This window comes from Caballeronia sp. 11_S32 (assembly GCF_056930355.1).
The window spans coordinates 310680-328789 of sequence record NZ_JBXOWH010000003.1; the positions used below are offsets into that span (position 1 = coordinate 310680).

The window sequence follows — 18110 nt, forward strand, 5'->3', positions numbered from 1 at the left end:
AGAGAGTTATTCGCCGATCGACTTGCCGTAGCCTTCGGCGTCGAGCAGCTTGTCGAGAGAGGCGTCGCCTGCCGGCTTGATCTTGAAGAGCCAGCTTTCGTACGGCGCGCCGTTCACCTGATCGGGCGTCGCGGTGAGCGAGTCGTTCGCGGCGACGATCTCGCCCGACACCGGCGCGTAGATATCGGATGCGGCCTTCACCGATTCGATCACGGCGATCGCATCGCCCGCCGCGACGGTCTTGCCCGCCGCCGGCAGCTCGACGAACACGATGTCACCGAGCGCTTCCTGCGCGTGATCGGTGATGCCGACGGTCAGCGTGCCGTCGGATTCGGTGCGGACCCATTCGTGCGATTCGGTGTATTTCAGATCGGCCGGGATGCTCATTGGATGCTCCTTGCGTGGTTCTTTCGTGAGGTTCTTGATAGGAGGGAACGGGCGCGACGGCGCTTATGAAAGTTCGACGAGAACCTTGCCGTTGCGCACGAACGGAAGTTTTACCACGCGCGCGGGGAGTTGCTTGTCGCGGATGACGACCTGCACCGTGTCCCCGACGGCAACAGCGGTCGGGACGCGTGCGAACGCGATCGATTCCTGCATCGACGGCGAAAACGTGCCGCTCGTGATTTCGCCCTCGCCGTGCGGCGTGACGACTTTCTGATGCGCGCGCAGCACGCCGCCCGCCTTGCCGTTTTCCTTGATGAGCACGAGTCCGACGAAATTCGCCTTCGAGCCGTGCGCCTCGAGTGCCGAGCGTCCGACGAAATCGCGCGGCGCTTTCAGATCGACGGTCCATGCGAGGCCGGCGTCGAGCGGCGAGACCTTCTCGTCCATGTCCTGGCCGTAGAGGTTCATGCCGGCTTCGAGGCGCAGCGTGTCGCGCGCGCCGAGGCCCGCGGGCTTCACGCCCACGGCGGCGAGCGCGTTCCACAGCGCTTCCACGTGCGTCGCCGGAACGACGATCTCGAAGCCGTCCTCGCCCGTGTAGCCCGTGCGGGCGAGCATCAGCTCGCCGAATTGCGTCGACGGAAAAACGACCGCATTGAACGGCTTGATGTCCTGCGTTTGCGCACGCGTATCCGGCAGCACTTGCCAGGCTTTTTCGCGCGCATTCGGGCCTTGCACGGCGATGATCGCGAGATCGCGGCGCGGCGTGATGGACAGATTGAATTCGCCTTCGGCATTCAATTGCCCGAACCACGCGATGTCCTTCTCCGCCGTGCCCGCATTCACGACGACGCGAAAGCTCGTCTCGGAGAAGTAGTAAACGATGAGATCGTCGATGACGCCGCCGTCGCCGTTGAGCAGGCACGAGTAGAGCGCCTTGCCCGGCGTCGTGAGCTTGTCGACGTTATTGGCGATTGCGTACTTGAAGAATTCGCGGACGGCTTCGCCCTCGAAATCGACCACGCGCATGTGCGAAACGTCGAACATGCCGGCATCCGTGCGCACGGCGCGGTGCTCGTCGATCTGCGAACCGTAGTTGACGGGCATGTCCCAGCCGCCGAAGTCGACCATGCGCGCGTTGAGCGCGAGGTGAGCGGCGTGCAAGGGCGTGTGTTGAAGAGAAGTCATCGGGGCCTCGGTTCGCGAAACAAAAAAGGCCACGCAGCGCGCTTTTGCCTGCCGAATGCGCCTGCGCTCGCTGCCGTTGCAGCGCGCAAGGTGCATACCGGCTGGCGGTTGCGATGCGTGACCCCTCTGTCCTCGGTACCTGAGAGATTGCGCGAACCGTGCACGGTCGTGCCGCGGTTCATCGCGCGCCCCTTCGGTGGGCAACTGGCTCGTTCGACGAAGCCGCTGCCGCTCTCCAGAGTGCGAGGAAATTGCTTTCCTCGACGCCGTCGGTCCTTTTGCCTGAGAGTTTGCGGGTATGCCCCTTCGGCGGCGCGGCGTCCGCTGTCGTGCTGACAAGCGGCGGCCACGCGCTCTCCCGACGCGTGCGGCAGAATTTACGCGACCGAATTGGGGTTGTCAAACGGATTCGGACCGCAGCGATTGACTGTCCGATCGATCCGTATCGGCTTAGCCGAACGGGCCCGCGCGGCGAAGAATCGAACCGCTTTGTTTCAAATACGGGGAAATTTGCCGCAATCGCGCGCGTATGCTGGACGATTCGTCATCTTTTCCCCAGACCGCATGCCGGCCACCCTCACCATCGATGGCGTCACGTAGTTGGGCGAAAGCGTGTCGGTGCACGGTGGACGCTCCGGAAGCATCCACCGGCGATAGACGTCACTGGCGCGCGAACGGCACGCGCCGCCCTTCGGCGTCGCTCTGAATGGCCAGCTCGATGATCGTCATCGTATCGACCGCGTCCTGCGGCGAGACCGGAAATGGCTTCCTATCCTGAATCGCCGCCGCCAGCGCCCGATAAAACTCGATATATGCGCCGTCCTTCGTGGCGAATTCGTGACGCAGATCGAGGTCGCCATCGACTTCGCGCAGCACGCCCGGCGGGTTCTTCGCGAACTCCGGATTGCCCGGCCGCATGCCCGAACGCAGCTGATCTTCCTGAGTATCGAGCCCGTTCTTCACATAACTGCCGCGCGTGCCATGAATCGCGAAGCGCGGCGGTTCCAGCGCGGCGAGCGCGCTCGCGTGCAGGATCACTTCCTTGTCGCCGTAGCCGAGCACGAGATGCACGTAGTCCGGCGCGTGCGCGTGATCGCGGTGCGCCTTCACGAACGCCGTCACCGTCTGCGGCGCGCCGAAGAGCGTCAGCGCCTGATCGATCAGATGCGGCCCCAGATCGAACAGCAGCCCGCCGCCGCGCTCCGCCTCCTCGCGCCAGCGCTGCGGCACTTTCGGGCGGAAGCGGTCGAAATGCGATTCGTAATGCGTGATGCGCCCGAGCCGCCCGCTTTCGACGAGCGCGCGCACCGTCATGAAATCGCCGTCCCAGCGGCGATTGTGGAACGGCGCGAAGATCAGGCCTTTCTGCTGCGCGAGATCGGCGAGCGTGCGGGCGTCGCGCGCGGAGAGCGTCACCGGCTTGTCGACGACCACGTGCTTTCCCGCCGACAACGCCCGATGCGCGAGATCGAAGTGCGTGTCGTTCGGCGTCGCGATGACGACGCATTCGAGACCGTCGACGGCGAGCAGCGCGTCGAAATCCGCGACAATCTGCGCGTTCGGATAATCGGCCTGCGCGCGCTCGGCCTGGCTCGTCGCGATAGCCGTCACTTCGGCGCGGCCGCAGTGCTCTATGACCGGCGCGTGAAACGTCGCGCCGGCGAGTCCGTACCCCATTACGCCGACTTTCAGTGCTGTGTTCATGCGGGCATCGTCCTGTCGTGAATTCGGTCGGATATTGTGGCACGAACGAGGGCCGGAACCGCGCCGGTTCTATCGTGTTAACATCGCGCTCTCCTCCATGCGCCGGTCCGCCGCGCGCGCCAGATATCCAAGCCCAATACGATGTCCGCAGGTCTCAACGCCGCGCAAAGCGAAGCCGTGCGCTATCTCGACGGTCCCTGTCTCGTGCTCGCCGGCGCGGGCAGCGGCAAGACGCGCGTGATCACGCAGAAGATCGCGCATCTGATCGAAGGACGCGGCTTCGAGCCGAAGCACATCGCCGCGCTCACCTTCACGAACAAGGCCGCGCTCGAAATGCGCGAGCGCACCGGGAAACTGCTCGAAGGCAAGACGCTCACGACGCCCGGCAAGGAAGGCCGCAAGATTCCCGTCAATCAGTTGACGATCTGCACATTCCATTCGCTCGGCGTGCAGATCATGCGGCAGGAAGCGGAGCACGTCGGACTGAAGCCGCAGTTCTCCATCATGGATTCGGACGACTGCTTCGGCATGGTTCAGGAGCAGCTCGGCACGACCGACAAGGGTTTGATCCGCAAGATCCAGTCGATCATTTCGCTGTGGAAGAACGCGATGGTGTCGCCCGATCAGGCCTCCGTGCTCGCGAGCAACGAGGACGAGCATCAGGCGGCGATCGTCTATCGCAGCTATGCGGCCACGCTGCACGCGTATCAGGCGCTCGATTTCGACGATCTGATCCTGCGCCCCGCGCAGCTTTTCGCGGAGAACGAGCAGATTCGCGAGAAGTGGCAGAACCGCCTGCGTTATCTGCTGATCGACGAATATCAGGACACGAACGCGTGCCAGTACGAACTGGTGAAGCTGCTGGCCGGCCCGCGCGCGGCGTTCACCGCCGTGGGCGATGACGATCAGGCGATCTACGGCTGGCGCGGCGCGACCATCGAAAACCTCGCGCAGCTCGGCAAGGATTTCCCGAAGCTGCACGTCATCAAGCTGGAGCAGAACTATCGCTCGACGGTGCGGATTCTGACGGCGGCGAACAACGTCATCGCGAACAATCCGAAGCTGTTCGAGAAAAAGCTGTGGTCCGAGCACGGCATGGGCGACACGATCACCGTCACCGGCTGCAACGACGAGGAGCACGAGGCGGAATCCGTCGTGTTCCGGCTGTCGGCGCACAAGTTCGAGCGGCGCACCCAGTTTCGCGATTACGCGATTCTTTATCGCGGCAACTTTCAGGCGCGCATCTTCGAGCAGGTTTTGCGGCGCGAGCGCATTCCGTATGTGCTGTCGGGCGGGCAGTCGTTCTTCGACAAGGCCGAGATCAAGGACCTCATCGCGTATCTGCGTCTGATTGCGAATCCCGACGACGATCCCGCGTTCATCCGCGCGATCACGACGCCGCGGCGCGGTGTCGGCAACACGACGCTCGAAGCGCTCGGCGCGTTCGCGGGCGCGGCGAAGGTGTCGCTGTTCGAGGCGGTGTTCATGGGCGGCATCGAGGCGCGGCTGTCGGCGCGGCAGGTCGAGCCGCTGCGCACGTTCTGCGAATGGATCCGTCGATTGTCGGACCGCGCCGCGCGCGATCCCGCGACCGAAGTGCTCGACGACATGATGGAAGCCATCCATTACGAGTCGTATCTCTACGACGCGTACGACGAGCGTCAGGCGCAGTCCAAGTGGCAGAACGTGCTCGAGTTCCTCGAATGGCTCAAGCGCAAGGGCACGAAACCGGAGGCCGCGCCCGGAACGGAACAGACCGGCTACGACACCGCCGACGGTTTCGCCGATGAAGGCAAGAACCTGCTCGGCCTGATCCAGACGGTCGCGCTGATGTCGATGCTCGAAGGCAAGGAGGAAGATCCGGACGCGGTGCGGCTGTCGACCGTGCACGCATCGAAGGGGCTGGAGTATCCGCACGTGTTTCTGGTGGGCGTCGAGGAAGGCATCATGCCGCATCGCGGCGGCTCGGACGACGACGCGCCCATCGACGATTCGCGCATCGAGGAAGAGCGCCGGCTGATGTATGTGGCGATCACGCGGGCGCAGCGCAGCCTGCATCTGAACTGGTGCAAGAAGCGCAAACGCGCGCGGGAGACGGTGGTGTGCGAGCCGTCGCGCTTCATCCCCGAGATGCTGCTCGACGATGCGCCGCCGCCGACGAAGGAAGAAGCGCCCTTGTCGCCGAAGGATCGCATGGCGATGCTCAAGGCGATGTTGCAGAAGAGTTGATCTCTTTGCGCTTCAAATAAGAAAACCCTGCGCCACGACGACGCAGGGTTTTTTGTTTCGGCTCGAGCGTTACTTTGCCGCGTTGACCATGTAATCGACGGCCGCCTTCACATCCGCATCCGGTGCGTTCGATCCGCCCTTCGGCGGCATCGCACCCTTGCCGTGCAACGCGTAGTTGTAGACGGTGTCCATCGGCTCCTTGAGGCGCGGCGCCCATGCGGCCTTGTCGCCGAACTTCGGCGCATTGAGCACGCCGGCCGCGTGACATGCCTGGCAGACCTGCTCGTAGAGCGCCTTGCCGGCCTGGGCTGCGTCGGCGCTTTGCGCGCCCGCTGCCGGCGCCGCCGATGCGGTTTGCGGCACGGATGCGAGCGCCGCCACGGCGGCGGCGGCCTGCGCGTTTTCGTTCGAACTCGCGCCCGCCGGGGCCGATGCGCCTCCGGCACTCGCTGCCGGCGCCGATGCGCCCGCGCTGGCCGCCGCGCCCGGCGCGGGTTGCGCGGGTTCGGCGAGCTTGCCGCCGCTGCCGTTCGCCATATAGACGACAGCGCGCGCGATTTCGAAGTCGCTGTAATCGTCGGGGCTGGTGCCGCCGCGCGCGGGCATCGCGCCCTTGCCGTTGAGCGCGTTGTGCAGGAGCGTGTCGTAACCTTCGCCGATGCGCGTGCCCCATGCGCCGGCATCGCCGAACTTGGGCGCGCCTGCGGTGCCTGCCGCGTGACAGGCCGAGCACACCGCTTTATAGACTTCCTCGCCTGTCTTGTAGACGCGCGGCGCGTTGGCGTCGCGGATATCGACCTGCGCGGCGGGCGCGATGCGCTCCTTGACCGAGGATTCGAGATCGGTGCCGGCGCCGGTGCGCGTCGCATTGTTCACGTAGACGGCCAGCAGGATGATGATGGCGACCGGGATGCCGAATCCCGCGATGACCGCGGCGATGAGTTGGCCGGGTGTCTTGATCGGGGCTCCGTGGGGTGCTTCGCTCATGCTTGTCTCGTCTCCCGTTTTTTGGTGTGAGTCGGTTCAGTGACAGCGTGACAGCTACCGCATTGCGCTTGGGCGCGCCTTGGGGAAAGGCACGGTCGATTATAGACGGAACGCTTAACTGTCGGCGCGGGGTGGCCGGCGCGGCGGAGCGGGCGTTTACCCGAATCGTGTGAGGCTTCCGGCGTCTTGTCGCGCGGGCGCGTTCGACCCCGTGCGATGGACGAAGTCATGGAAAACAGGTATCCTCTCGGATTCGCATGGGCCTTGCAGCCGACTTTCGGCGTGTGTCTTTCCCCCGCAAGCCCTTCTCCGATGCGCCCGTAGCTCAATGGATAGAGTACTGCCCTCCGAAGGCAGGGGTTGCTGGTTCGATCCCAGCCGGGCGCGCCAAGAATTCCGCTTCAACTAAATCGGCAACAACCAGCACGCGCAGTTGTGTTGTCGGACTCATCCATCCGCCGGTTCGAATAATATTCCTGTCGTTCCCCTTGGCAGTACGCCGTCCACCTATCCAGGACGCGCCGAACCCTTGGGCGTTTTCACGTCACGAGACGGGATCTGCCTACGGCAGTGCTGATAAACGGTGCTTACATCCTCAAGCGATTCCGCAGTCCGAATCAACGAATGTGGCCGTCGCGATATGACTATCCGCCTGGATCAACGATTGCCAGAAAGAGCCGAGGTCGGCGCCGCACGAAGCACCGTCCCCCACCCGAACCCCATCCCCGCCAGCCACCTGCGATAAGCCACCGCCATCCGGTCACAGCGCTGATGCAACTCCGCATCGAGATCGAGCGGCAGGCATCGAGGCCACTGCGACTCCACGATCGGCGTGTCCTGCGTCAGGATCTCCATGTTGAAGTCATAAAGCTCCTGATCGGAATGCGTCGTGTCATCCTCGTGGATGGAAACGAGCCACGCCCGCGTCTCCGTCTGCGTCACGGGCGATGCCGCCAGCATGATATGCAACGCCCCCAGGCCACCGCCCGCCATCTTCGTGAGCGTCGCAATCATCGGCCGCTTCACGCGATACACATACTCGATCATCGCGCCGCCGCCTTGCCCCGGAATGCCCGCGGGCTGCCAGTATCGGCACTGCCGCGCCTCCAGCCCTCCATCGGTCACAAGGACTTCATAGTCAGGCACTTCCGTATGCGCGTCTTCGCCGAGAATGCCCTCGTGCACGAACGAAAAGTGCGCCATGTCCAGAAAATTCTCGACGACGCGCGGCGCCGATGACCTCACCATCTGCGGCGCGAGATTGATGCGCCGGCCGCCGGGAATCGCGGCTTCGGGAAAAAAATCGAGCGCATGAGCAGGCTCGCCGAAGCACATCCAGATAACGCCGTACTTCTCCTCGCTGACGTACGTCGTCGTGCAGACACGCTTCGATGGACGCAGCGACGGATTCGACGGAATCCGCAAACACTGTCCCTCGATGTCATAACGCCATCCGTGATACGGACACACGATCTGATCGCGCATCACGTGCCCGAGCGACAACTGCGCGCCCCGATGCGGACAGTAATCGCGCCACACGTGCGCCGCGCCGACGCTGTCGCGCCACACGACGATCCGCTCATCGGCGACGATGAACCCGCGCGCCCCGCCCTCCGGCACGTCGTCGCTATTACAGACCGGCAGCCATTCGGCCGTTAATGAGGCTGAGGAAGATTCGTCGCGCATCACGGTGAATCGGAAAAAGTCGTTCGAAAGCCGTTCTTACACGAAACACAGCGTCTTCGCAAAACGTTGCAAAATAGCGGATCGCTCGCTCGGTGCAATTCGATGCCACTCCATCCCACCGATGCCATGCGACGGGGCCGCAGTACATAACAGCAAGATAAAAGAAAGAAATCACCATCCAGGGGTTCAGTATGGAGCAGGCGCATCAACCGGCACGCCGGGCTTATGCCTTCGCATGGTCCGAGCACCGGAATCCCGAACGCGAGCAGGCCACGCTGCGGGTCTGGATGGGTGCGGCGGTTCTTCTGGCATACGGCATCTACGCGTGGCTCCATCCGTCGCACGATGCATCGATGGTCATGCGCATTGTCGCGCTGTACGTGTCTTATGGCGCCGTCACGCTCTTGATCGTCAGCCGCATGCGCTCGCCTTCGGTGAAGCGTCTCACGGCGACGACCATCGCCGATCAGACGCTGCTCGGGCTCGCGCTCGCCGCGGGCGGCGCCATCGGGCTGCCGCTCATCTGGGTGATGTTCTGGTTTCTGATCGGCTCGGGATGCCGCTATGGCAAGCGCACGCTCGCCGTTTCATGCGCGACGGCGCTCGTCATCGTCGTGGCGCTCGCGCTCTGGCAGCCGTGGTGGCATGCGAATATCCCCGCCGCTATCGGGCTGGGCCTGAGCGTGCTGGGCGCATCGGTGTATCTGAGCGTGCTCGTCGACCGGCTCGGCAACGCGAATCGGGATCTCGCGCGTCAGGCATCGACCGATCCGCTCACCGGCCTGTCGAACCGTTATGCGCTGGAGCAGATCGTCGATCGCGCGATGTCCGCGCCCGAAGCCGATGGCGACAGCGCCACCGCGCTCCTCCTCATCGATCTCGACGGCTTCAAGGAAGTGAACGACACCTACGGCCACGCCGTCGGCGACATGCTGCTGCAGGCCTTCGCGCAATCGCTCGGCAAGCGCATGCGCAAGACCGATACCATCGCGCGTCTGGGCGGCGACGAGTTCGTCGTGCTCGCGCATCAGGTGCGCGATCCCGCCGCGGTGCTCGCGATGGCCGACAGCATTCACTCGGTGCTCGCCGCGATCACCTCGGTGCAGGAGCGGCCGGTGTCGGTCTCGGCGAGCATCGGCGCATGCCTGCTTTCCAGCGCGACGGCCGCGCATCAATCCGGCATGACCGCCGTGCTACGCGCCGCCGACCGCGCGATGTATCGCGCGAAAAGTCTCGGCGAAGGCAAGACCGTGTTCGCCGAGACGCGCGACTTCGAAATGAACTAAAGCATCAAGCCTCGACGCCCGTCCACGCCTGCTCGCGCAGCTTCGCGCGAAGACGCGCCACCGCCTGGCTGTGCAACTGGCACACGCGCGATTCGCTCACTTCCATCACCGCGCCGATTTCGCGCAAGTTCAGGCCGCGTTCGTAATAGAGGCTCATCAGCAGCTTCTCGCGCTCGGGCAGCTTGTCGATGGCCTCGATCAGCGCGCCGCGCAAGCTGTCGTCGAGCAACGCCGAAAGCGGATCCGAACGGTCGACGCAATAACGGTCGAGGAACGGCTCGTCGTCGGCGGAGCGGTCGAAGTCTTCGTAGTAGATCAGCTGGCTGCCGTGCAAGTCCTGCAGCATCGACTGATACTCGGGAAGCGGCATGTTCATGTGCTCCGCGATCTCCGTCTCGCTCGCCGAGCGGCCGAGGTTCTGCTCGACCTTGTGCACCGCCGATTCCACTTCGCGCGATGTCTTGCGCATGCTGCGCGGCAGCCAGTCGTTCGCGCGCAGCTCATCCAGCATCGCGCCGCGAATGCGCTGGCTCGCGTAGGTCTCGAACTGCGCGCCTTGATCTTCCTTGTAGCGGCTCGCCGCGTCCATCAGGCCGATCATGCCGGCCTGGATGAGATCGTCGAGATCCACGCTCGCCGGCATCTTGGCGACGAGTTGAAGCCCCAGCCGGCGAACGAGCGGCGCATATTTCGTCAGCACGTCCGACTGTGAGAGTTTGCCTTGGGCGTTATACATCTTGGTCACCTATCTTGATCACATCGACGCCGTGCTGCTCATTGCATGCTCGGAAAGCCAGGCTTCCCGCACGCCGTGACCAGAGTCGCCTACCGGAATGCGCGCGTTTCTCTGGCTCTCCGTCTTCGCCGGATAAGGCGCGGGACGCATCGGCCAGTGCAGGAGCTCCGCCGCGATCGCGCGGTAGTCGCGCGCCGCGGCCGTGGCCGGGAACGCTTCGACTGCGCAGCGCGAGAGTTCCTTCGCCCGAGCGACGCGCGCATCCTCGGACACATACCCCGCCTGCACGAGCGACACGGCCAGATACCGGCTCGCGACGCCCGACAGGTTGTCGAACGCGACCGCCGCGTCGGCCGGGTTCTGCACGTGATTGATGAGCACGCGGAACTGGCCGATCGCGTGGGCGTAGTGCAGGCGCTTCATGCACGCATACGCCTCGGTGATCGCCGACGCGGCCACCCGCGTCACGACGAGAAAGTCATGCGCCTGCGCCGCGAGGGTCGACAGCGCGCCGTGGCGATCGAGCTGCGCATCGATCAACACGATGTCCGCCGGACCGTCGAGCAAGGCGCGGCACTGCGCGGCGTCGTGAACGATGCGCTCGTCGCGCGGCGCCGCGATCAGCGAGAAGCCGAACGGCGTGCGCTCGACGGTATCCGCCAGCGTGCGCCGTCCCGACATCACCGCGGCGAGCGCGCCTGCATCGGACAGGCCCAGCATGCGGCTCACCGATCCCGCGTCGCGATGCTCGTCGATCACGAGCACGTCCTTGCCGTGCACGGACAGCGCCGCGCCGAGATTCAACACCGCCGACGTGCATCCGATGCCCGCCGGCCCGCCCGCGACCGCCACCACGCGCGAACCGGCGCGCGTGAGGAGCCGTCGCAGACCTTCCGCCTGGTCGAGCACGAACTTATCCAAAGCGCACCTCATGCATGTCGGTCGTGGCGCGCGCGGACAACGCCGAGAGCAGCGCCGGCACTTCCTCGTCCTGCGGCACGAACGGCGAGCCGTCGCGCGGAATGCAGAACGCGCTCTTGATGAGAAAGCGCTTGGTCGCGACGTACAGGTTCTCCGGCACCTTCTGGCCGGTCGACACGTAATGCACGGGCAGCTTGTAGCGGATGACCGTATCGAGGACACCGCCGAGATTCGTGGCTTCGTCGAGCTTCGTCAGGATGCAGCCCGCGAGCGGCGGCTGATCCGGCGCGCTCTTGTAGGCCTGCACGACTTCGTTGAGCGTGTCGCCGTGGCTCGTCGCGTTGAGCAGCAGGATGCGCTGCACCGGATGACCCGCGCCGCACAGCATCGCGATCTGGTCGGAGACCATGCGGTCGCGCTGGCTCATGCCGATCGTGTCGATCAGCACGATATGTTTGTTGCGCAGCTCGGACAGCGCGAGCTGGAGGTCGGCGCCGTCCTTCACCGCGTGCACCGAAACGCCGAGAATCTTGCCGAAGATGCGCAGTTGCTCGTGCGCGCCGATACGGTAGCTGTCGGTCGTGAGCAGCGCTACCTTGCTTGCGCCGAAGCGCATCACGCAGCGCGCAGCGAGCTTCGCGGTGGTCGTCGTCTTGCCGACGCCCGTCGGGCCCATCAGCGCGAACACGCCGCCGCGCTCCATCAGCGCGTCTTCGCTGTCCATCACCGGGATGTTCGATTCGAGCACTTGCTGAACCCATTCGAGCGCGCCTTCCACGCTCTCCATCTCGGGCATGTTGTCCATCATCATGCGCACGAGTTGCGCGGAGAAGCCGGCGGAAAAGAGGCGCTTGGTCAGCGCGCCGCCCGTCGGATTGCGACGCTGGCGCTCGCCCCACATGAGACCGGAGAAGTGCTCTTCCATCATCGAGCGCATCGACGAGAGCTCGTTCATCACCGTTTCGTTGACGACCTGCTCCATGCGCGCGCGGATCGCTTCGGTGACGACGGCCGCCGCGTTCGCGGGCAGGCCTTCGAACGCGCTTTCCGGCGCGGCGTGTGCAGCGTGTGCAGCGGGCGCATCGGCGCGCGGCGCGCTCGCGTTTATCTTCTGCGCGGCGCGGCGCGCGGCGGCTTGCGCGGCTTCGCGAGCCCAGTCAGGGGTTTCGACCTTCGACTCGACGGCTGCTTCGGCACGCTTCGCCTGCGCTTGCTGACGCAGCGCGTACTTGCCCGCTTCCGCCGTTTGTTCGGCGCGCGGCTCTTGCACGGACACCGTCTTCGGCACGCCCATGCCGCGCGCGATCGCGGCGGATGCCGTGAGCGGCCGGTTCGACGGCATCGTCGCCTGCTGCGCGATGCGCTTCGCGTGCTCGATCAGCCACGGATTCGAATCGGCCATCGTGCGCGGCGCTTCGTCGTCGGATGCGGTTTCGTTCGATCGGGCGTGGTCTTCTTCATCGTCGATGTCGGTGTTCGCGCCGAAGACCGACGAGAACACGTCGCCGCTCGCATACGGATTCGCGGCTGGCTGCTTCATCGGCATCGCGGCGGCGGCGGCGGCGGCCAGCGCGGCGCGCGACGTGCCGGCCGAGCGCACTGCCTGCTCTTGCGCTGCGGGCGAAATCGATGCGATATCGCTATCCGCGACGCCGACGATCTCGACGGAGCCGTCATCGAGCGTGCGATTCGACAGCACCACGGCATCGGGTCCGAGCGCTTCACGAACCTGGCGCAATGCGTCGCGGCTGTTCGCACCGATGAATTTACGAATGTCCAAACTTGCCCCCGATGAGGTGAGACTGCGATCTTTGCTAGGCGGGCCCGCCTGGCTCATTGCCGTGCCCGCTTTTCAGTGAGGCCATTATTGCGAACTTCCCCTTTTGTCCATCGCTGGATAAAGGGTGAGAAAAAGGGGTATTTCGGCTGATGGAAACGCGACGGCGCGCTCTTCGGAAAAAGATTCCGTCTCGCGCTTTTCCGGACACGCGCGCGACGGCGTAAGCTCTAGGGTCTGTTCGCCCACGATCCGGCTCGCCTCGAGACGCGTCCGGACATTCCAAGGAGACTTCTTCGCATGGCGTCCGCTGTCCCCTCCGCGCAATCCGCAGCTCCCCAAGGTCAAACCACCGGCGCGCGCCTCGTCGTCGATGCGCTCGTGCATCACGGCGTCGAACGCGTGTTCTGCGTTCCCGGCGAGAGCTTTCTCGCCGTGCTCGATTCCCTGCACGACGAAACCTCGCAGATTCAGACGATCGTCTGCCGTCACGAGGCGGGCGCGGCGAACATGGCCGAAGCGGTCGGCAAGCTGACCGGGCGGCCGGGCATCGCGATCGTGACGCGCGGCCCTGGCGCTACGCACGCGTCGATCGGCGTGCACACCGCGTTTCAGGATTCGACGCCGATGATCCTGCTCATCGGCCAATGCGCCCGCGATCACATGGATCGCGAGGCGTTTCAGGAAATCGACTATCGGCGGATGTTCGGGCAGATGGCCAAATGGGTCGCGCAGATCGACGATCCACGCCGCGTGCCGGAATACCTGAGCCACGCGTTTCACACGGCGACGTCGGGCCGCCCGGGTCCTGTCGTGCTCGCGCTGCCGGAAGACATGCTGACCGAAACGGTCGACGCCGCGCCGCCCGCGCCGCGCTATCAGCGCGTGGCGGCGTCGCCGTCGGCGGCGCAGATCGAACGCCTGCGCGAAGTGCTCGCGAGCGCGAAGAAGCCGTTCGTGATCGCGGGCGGCAGCGGCTGGACGGCCGAGGGGACGCAGGATTTCGCGCGCTTCGTCGAGCAATGGAAGCTGCCGGTGGGCTGCGCGTTCCGCTATCAGGACACGCTTTCGAACGAGCATCCGAACTACGCGGGCGATGTCGGTCTCGGCATCAATCCGGCGCTCGCCGCGCGCGTGCGCGACGCCGACGTGCTCTTCGTGCTCGGCCCGCGCATGGGCGAATCGACGACGGGCGGCTACACGCTGCTCGACATCCCGAAGACGAAGCAGACGCTCATCCACGTGCACCAGGGTGCGGAGGAGCTCGGGCGCGTGTACAGCGCCGATCTGCCAATTGTCTCGGGCATGCCGGAAATCGCGTCGATGCTCGCCGCGCTGACGCCCCCCGCGAACATCGCGTGGGGCGGCGAAGTCGAGACCGCGCGCGCCGCGTACCTCGAATGGCGCAAGCCCCGCCCGATGCTCGGCGACGTACAGCTCGGCGAGATCATGCGTCAGCTCGCGGAAACAATTCCCGCCGATTCGATCCTCACGAACGGCGCGGGCAATTACGCGACGTGGCTGCATCGGCACTATTCGTATCGGCACTTCCGTTCGCAGGTCGCGCCGACGAGCGGAGCGATGGGTTATGGCGTGCCCGCCGCGATTGCCGCGAAGTCGCTTTACCCGGAGCGCACGGTGATCGCGTTCGCGGGCGACGGCTGCTTCATGATGTCGAGCCAGGAAATCGCCACGGCCATGCAATATCAGTTGCCGGTGATTTTCATCGTCGTGAACAACGCGCAGTACGGCACGATCCGCATGCATCAGGAGCGCCATTACCCGAATCGCGTGCACGGAACCGGGCTCACGAACCCGGACTTCGTCGCCTATGCGCGCGCGTTCGGCGCGCACGGCGAGCTCGTCGAGACGACGGATCAGTTCATGCCCGCGTTCGAACGCGCGCGAAATTCCGGTCTGCCGGCGCTGATCGAAATCCGTATTCCACAGGATCAGAGCACGCCGGGCGCGACACTCGAACAAATTCGCCAGCAAGGCCAGCGCTAAGCGACAAACTTTCAATCTTCTTGCAGCACACTCCCGGTGGCAGTAGAGTAGCCAGTTCAAAAACCATTGGGAGTTAGCGATGCTGAAGGTTCTGGCTTTGTCGTTGGCATTGGGTTTCTCGGGCGCGGCGTTCGCGAAGGCGGACTGCACGGCGCACCCGAAGAGCGAGTGGATGAAGGAATCGGATGCCAAGGCGCAGCTCGAAGCGCAGGGCTACAAGATCCGCAAGTTCAAGGTCGACGGAAACTGCTACGAGATCTACGGCCACAACAAGGACGGCAAGAAGGTCGAGATCTATTACGACACGAAGACGCTGGCCGTCGTGAAGTCGGAAGTCGAGTAAGCGTCTCTCTTTTCGATGATGACGCCCGTGAAAGTCTGGGATCGCTGTGTCCGGCTCACGCACTGGACGGTCGCGGGCATCGTCCTCTGGAATCTGTTCGGCCCGACGGATGCCACACATCGGCTGCTCGGGTATGCCGCGGCGGGGCTCGTCGTGGCGCGCATCGCGTGGGGATTCGTCGGATCGCGGCCAGCGCGCTTCTCCGCGTGGTGGCCGACGCCCTCGCATCTCATCGGCTATCTTCGCTCGCTTGCCGCGGGCAAACCGCTGCATCACCTCTCGCACAATCCGCTCGGCGGGTTGATGGCGCTCTTTCTGTGGCTCCTGATTCTCGGGCTCGCAGTGTCGGGCTGGACCATGCGTCTCGATGCGTTCTGGGGCGAAGAGTGGCCGCAGGACATTCACACGTGGCTTTCCATCGCGCTCGAGGTGTGCGTCTGCGTGCATGTCGCCGCAGCGGTGCTGATGAGTTTCTGGACGCGGGAAAATCTTATTCGGGCGATGGTGACCGGCTATAAGCGCCGGAATACGACTCCGGAAAGCTGATTTTTCATCCAGATTCCTGATGATTATCTGCCGGAAAACGTGAATCCATGCCGGTCAGCTTTATTTATTCTCCCAAAACTATATCCCGCTGAGTTAGTAAGCATTTCTTAGTATTGATTTCACGCCCGTCACTCGTCAATATTTGTCCTGCTCCCTGGAGGAGCACGTTCCTTGAGCCTCCTTCAACGTGTCAGGCAATGTCAAATCCTACAAGACGATTCATGAGAGTCGGCGTGTTCTATGACGGCAACTATCTCGACCTTGTCCGAAAGTACTACATGCACCACAACAAGAAGAACGCGTGGATTTCGGTGCGCGGGCTTCACGAATACATCCGCTACAAATTCGCCGGCGAAGAAGGCATCGATTCGGCTGATTGCCAGATCACCGAAGCACATTACTTTCGCGAGCGATTCTCGGCTCGGCAAAACATGGAGAAGGCATCCGAGACGCTATACGACGAACGCGTGCTCGACGACATCCTGATGAAGGAACGTGTCACCACGCATTACATGCCGGTGAATTTCGTGGGCAAAGAAGGCAGCATCGACATATGGCTCGCGCTCGACGCGTTCGATATGGCCGTGCATCAACGGTTCGACGTCATCGCGCTCATCGCCGGTGACGCCGCTTATATTCAGCTCGCGCGCAAGCTCAAGGCACTCGGCATGCCGGTGCTGGTGCTCGGCTGGACATTCGCCTACGACACGGCAAGCGGAGAGCAGAAAGGCACGCGGCCGAGCCAGTTGCTCCTGAATGAGGCGAAGTATCCGGTCATGATGTCGGACGTGATCGACCGGATGGACAGCGCGCAGGGAGAGGAAAAAGAAGCGTTGAGCTCGCTGTTTCAGCGCCGCAAGAGCGCGGCGCAATCCATCGGCGCAGACCACGATGACGACTGGAAAGTCGGGACCATCGCCCACGTGCAAAACGGATACGGGTTCATCACGCCGGAGGGCGCCAGGGAAAACCTGTTTTTCTATTGCTCGGCATTGATCGACACCGATTTCGACGAGCTCTACAAAGGCATGGAAGTGAGCTTCCTGAAAGGCATGGGGCACAAAGGTCCGGCTGCCGTGAAGGTCCGGACGACCCAATGACAAACGGCCCGGCCGCAAACGCGGACCGGGCCGTTGGAGTCAAGCCTGCGTTAGCAGGCTCGCCTTACTTGCCGCCCACGCTCTGCAGCGTCGTCCACTTCCCGCCGACGACCTTGTACAGCGTAATGCCGCCGTTCTTCAGATCGCCCTTCGAGTCGTACGACAGGTGCTTCGCCGTCACGCCCTGCATGTCGGTCTTCGCGAGGAACGGCAGGTACTTCGCCGGATCCGTCGAGTTAGCCGCCTTCATCGCCGTGAACATCGCCATTGCGCCGTCGTATGCGTACGGCGAGTAGGTCTGCACGTCTTCGTTGAAGCGCTTCTTGTACTTCGCCGAGTAGTCCGCGCCGCCCGGCATTTCGTCCATCGGCAGACCGGCGAGCGATGCCACCGTGCCGTCAGAAGCGTCGCCCGCGATCTTCAGGAAGGTGTCCGTCTTCACCATTTCGCCCGCCATCAGCGGCGCGCGGAAGCCGAGCGTCTTCATCTGCTTGACCATCGGGCCGGCTTGCGAATCCGCGCCGCCGTAGTACACGAGGTCCGGGTTCGTCGACTTGATCTTGGTCAGAATCGCCTTGAAGTCCACGGCCTTGTCGTTCGTGAACTCGCGCACGACGATCGTGCCGCCCGCAGCCTTCGCCGCCTTCTCGAACTGGTCGGCGAGACCCTGGCCGTAAGCCGTGCGGTCGTCGACGATCGCGATCTTCTTCACCTTGAGGTTCTTCACCGCGAACTCACCTGCGACCGAGCCTTGCTGCGTGTCGGAGGTCATCATGCGGAAGGCCGTCTTGAAACCTTGCGTCGTGTATTCGGGCGCCGTTGCCATCGCGATTTCGGGGATGCCCGCGTTCGCGTAGATGCGCGAAGCCGGGATCGTCGTGCCCGAGTTGAAGTGGCCGAGCATGCCCTTGATGCCGTCATCGACGAGGCGCTGCGCGACGGTCGTGCCCGTGCGCGGGTCGGCCTGGTCATCGGCCGAATTCAGCACGATGCGAACCGGCTTGCCGCCGATCACCGGCTTCGTGGCGTTGAAATCCTCGACGGCGAGCGTGATGCCGTTCTGCATGTCCTTGCCGTAGTGCGCCTGAGCGCCCGTCAACGGTCCTGCGTAACCAACCTTCACTTCCTCGGCTTGCTGCGCAACAGCGGTCCCCGCGACCGAGAGGCCGGCGAGCGTCATGGCTACTGCCAGCTTGGTCATCGTGTGCTTCAT

15 protein-coding genes, 1 tRNA gene and 2 riboswitches are annotated in these 18110 nt (G+C 64.0%); of the genes, 7 read left to right on the top strand and 9 right to left on the bottom strand.

Features of this window, described 5'->3' with window-relative positions:
- Positions 1-6: 6 nt before the first annotated feature.
- From gcvH to AC1Z32_RS13055, 3 genes are all read right to left on the bottom strand, one after another.
- Complete coding sequence (gene gcvH / locus AC1Z32_RS13045) at positions 7-387, bottom strand: glycine cleavage system protein GcvH (RefSeq protein WP_483479064.1); 381 nt, start codon at positions 385-387, stop codon at positions 7-9.
- A 63-nt stretch (positions 388-450) separates the two neighbouring features.
- Positions 451-1575: a glycine cleavage system aminomethyltransferase GcvT gene (gene gcvT, locus AC1Z32_RS13050; protein ID WP_483479065.1), complete on the bottom strand. Its 1125-nt coding sequence runs from the start codon at positions 1573-1575 to the stop codon at positions 451-453.
- A 116-nt stretch (positions 1576-1691) separates the two neighbouring features.
- Positions 1692-1824: riboswitch (glycine riboswitch) on the bottom strand.
- 11 nt (positions 1825-1835) lie between these two features.
- A riboswitch (glycine riboswitch) is annotated at positions 1836-1946 on the bottom strand.
- Between the two features lie 289 nt (positions 1947-2235).
- Positions 2236-3279, bottom strand: coding sequence for an oxidoreductase (locus tag AC1Z32_RS13055; RefSeq protein ID WP_483479066.1), 1044 nt, complete (start codon positions 3277-3279; stop codon positions 2236-2238).
- Positions 3280-3420: 141 nt separating this feature from the next.
- Between AC1Z32_RS13055 and AC1Z32_RS13060 the strand changes: the two genes are divergently transcribed.
- Positions 3421-5508: a UvrD-helicase domain-containing protein gene (locus AC1Z32_RS13060; RefSeq protein WP_483479067.1), complete on the top strand. Its 2088-nt coding sequence runs from the start codon at positions 3421-3423 to the stop codon at positions 5506-5508.
- Between the two features lie 69 nt (positions 5509-5577).
- On the opposite strand, the gene AC1Z32_RS13065 is transcribed toward AC1Z32_RS13060, so the two are convergent.
- Positions 5578-6495, bottom strand: a complete 918-nt coding sequence (locus AC1Z32_RS13065; protein ID WP_483479068.1) for a c-type cytochrome — start codon at positions 6493-6495, stop codon at positions 5578-5580.
- Between the two features lie 314 nt (positions 6496-6809).
- On the opposite strand from AC1Z32_RS13065, the gene AC1Z32_RS13070 reads away from it, so the two are divergent.
- Positions 6810-6885: transfer RNA gene (locus AC1Z32_RS13070), tRNA-Arg, on the top strand.
- A 267-nt stretch (positions 6886-7152) separates the two neighbouring features.
- Here the strand turns inward: AC1Z32_RS13070 and AC1Z32_RS13075 are convergent.
- Positions 7153-8181, bottom strand: a complete 1029-nt coding sequence (locus AC1Z32_RS13075) for a Rieske 2Fe-2S domain-containing protein (RefSeq protein WP_483479069.1) — start codon at positions 8179-8181, stop codon at positions 7153-7155.
- A gap of 191 nt (positions 8182-8372) precedes the next feature.
- Here AC1Z32_RS13075 and AC1Z32_RS13080 point away from each other — a divergent pair, with 191 nt between their 5' ends.
- Positions 8373-9467: a diguanylate cyclase domain-containing protein gene (locus AC1Z32_RS13080; RefSeq protein WP_483479070.1), complete on the top strand. Its 1095-nt coding sequence runs from the start codon at positions 8373-8375 to the stop codon at positions 9465-9467.
- Between the two features lie 4 nt (positions 9468-9471).
- Here the strand turns inward: AC1Z32_RS13080 and AC1Z32_RS13085 are convergent, their stop codons facing one another.
- Genes AC1Z32_RS13085 through flhF form a run of 3 tightly spaced genes read right to left on the bottom strand, consistent with a single transcriptional unit; the run spans position 9472 to position 12904 of the window.
- Positions 9472-10203, bottom strand: a complete 732-nt coding sequence (locus tag AC1Z32_RS13085) for an RNA polymerase sigma factor FliA (protein WP_483479071.1) — start codon at positions 10201-10203, stop codon at positions 9472-9474.
- Positions 10204-10221: 18 nt separating this feature from the next.
- On the bottom strand, positions 10222-11124 hold the full coding sequence (locus AC1Z32_RS13090) for a MinD/ParA family ATP-binding protein (RefSeq protein ID WP_483479072.1): 903 nt from the start codon (positions 11122-11124) through the stop codon (positions 10222-10224).
- On the bottom strand, positions 11117-12904 hold the full coding sequence (gene flhF, locus AC1Z32_RS13095) for a flagellar biosynthesis GTPase FlhF (RefSeq protein WP_483479073.1): 1788 nt from the start codon (positions 12902-12904) through the stop codon (positions 11117-11119). Before flhF ends, AC1Z32_RS13090 begins: the two co-directional genes overlap by 8 nt.
- A gap of 297 nt (positions 12905-13201) precedes the next feature.
- On the opposite strand from flhF, the gene AC1Z32_RS13100 reads away from it, so the two are divergent.
- From AC1Z32_RS13100 to AC1Z32_RS13115, 4 genes are all read left to right on the top strand, one after another.
- On the top strand, positions 13202-14908 hold the full coding sequence (locus AC1Z32_RS13100) for a thiamine pyrophosphate-binding protein (RefSeq protein WP_483479074.1): 1707 nt from the start codon (positions 13202-13204) through the stop codon (positions 14906-14908).
- Positions 14909-14987: 79 nt separating this feature from the next.
- Positions 14988-15251 (top strand): PepSY domain-containing protein, encoded by a 264-nt coding sequence (locus AC1Z32_RS13105; protein WP_061146233.1) that lies wholly within the window; start codon positions 14988-14990, stop codon positions 15249-15251.
- 18 nt (positions 15252-15269) lie between these two features.
- Positions 15270-15797 (top strand): cytochrome b/b6 domain-containing protein, encoded by a 528-nt coding sequence (locus AC1Z32_RS13110; RefSeq protein ID WP_483481618.1) that lies wholly within the window; start codon positions 15270-15272, stop codon positions 15795-15797.
- 221 nt (positions 15798-16018) lie between these two features.
- Positions 16019-16897, top strand: a complete 879-nt coding sequence (locus AC1Z32_RS13115) for an NYN domain-containing protein (RefSeq protein WP_483479075.1) — start codon at positions 16019-16021, stop codon at positions 16895-16897.
- A gap of 64 nt (positions 16898-16961) precedes the next feature.
- Here AC1Z32_RS13115 and AC1Z32_RS13120 read toward each other — a convergent pair whose 3' ends face one another.
- The gene (locus tag AC1Z32_RS13120; protein ID WP_483479076.1) at positions 16962-18110 is read right to left on the bottom strand and encodes a branched-chain amino acid ABC transporter substrate-binding protein; all 1149 of its coding nucleotides are present in this window, start codon (positions 18108-18110) and stop codon (positions 16962-16964) included.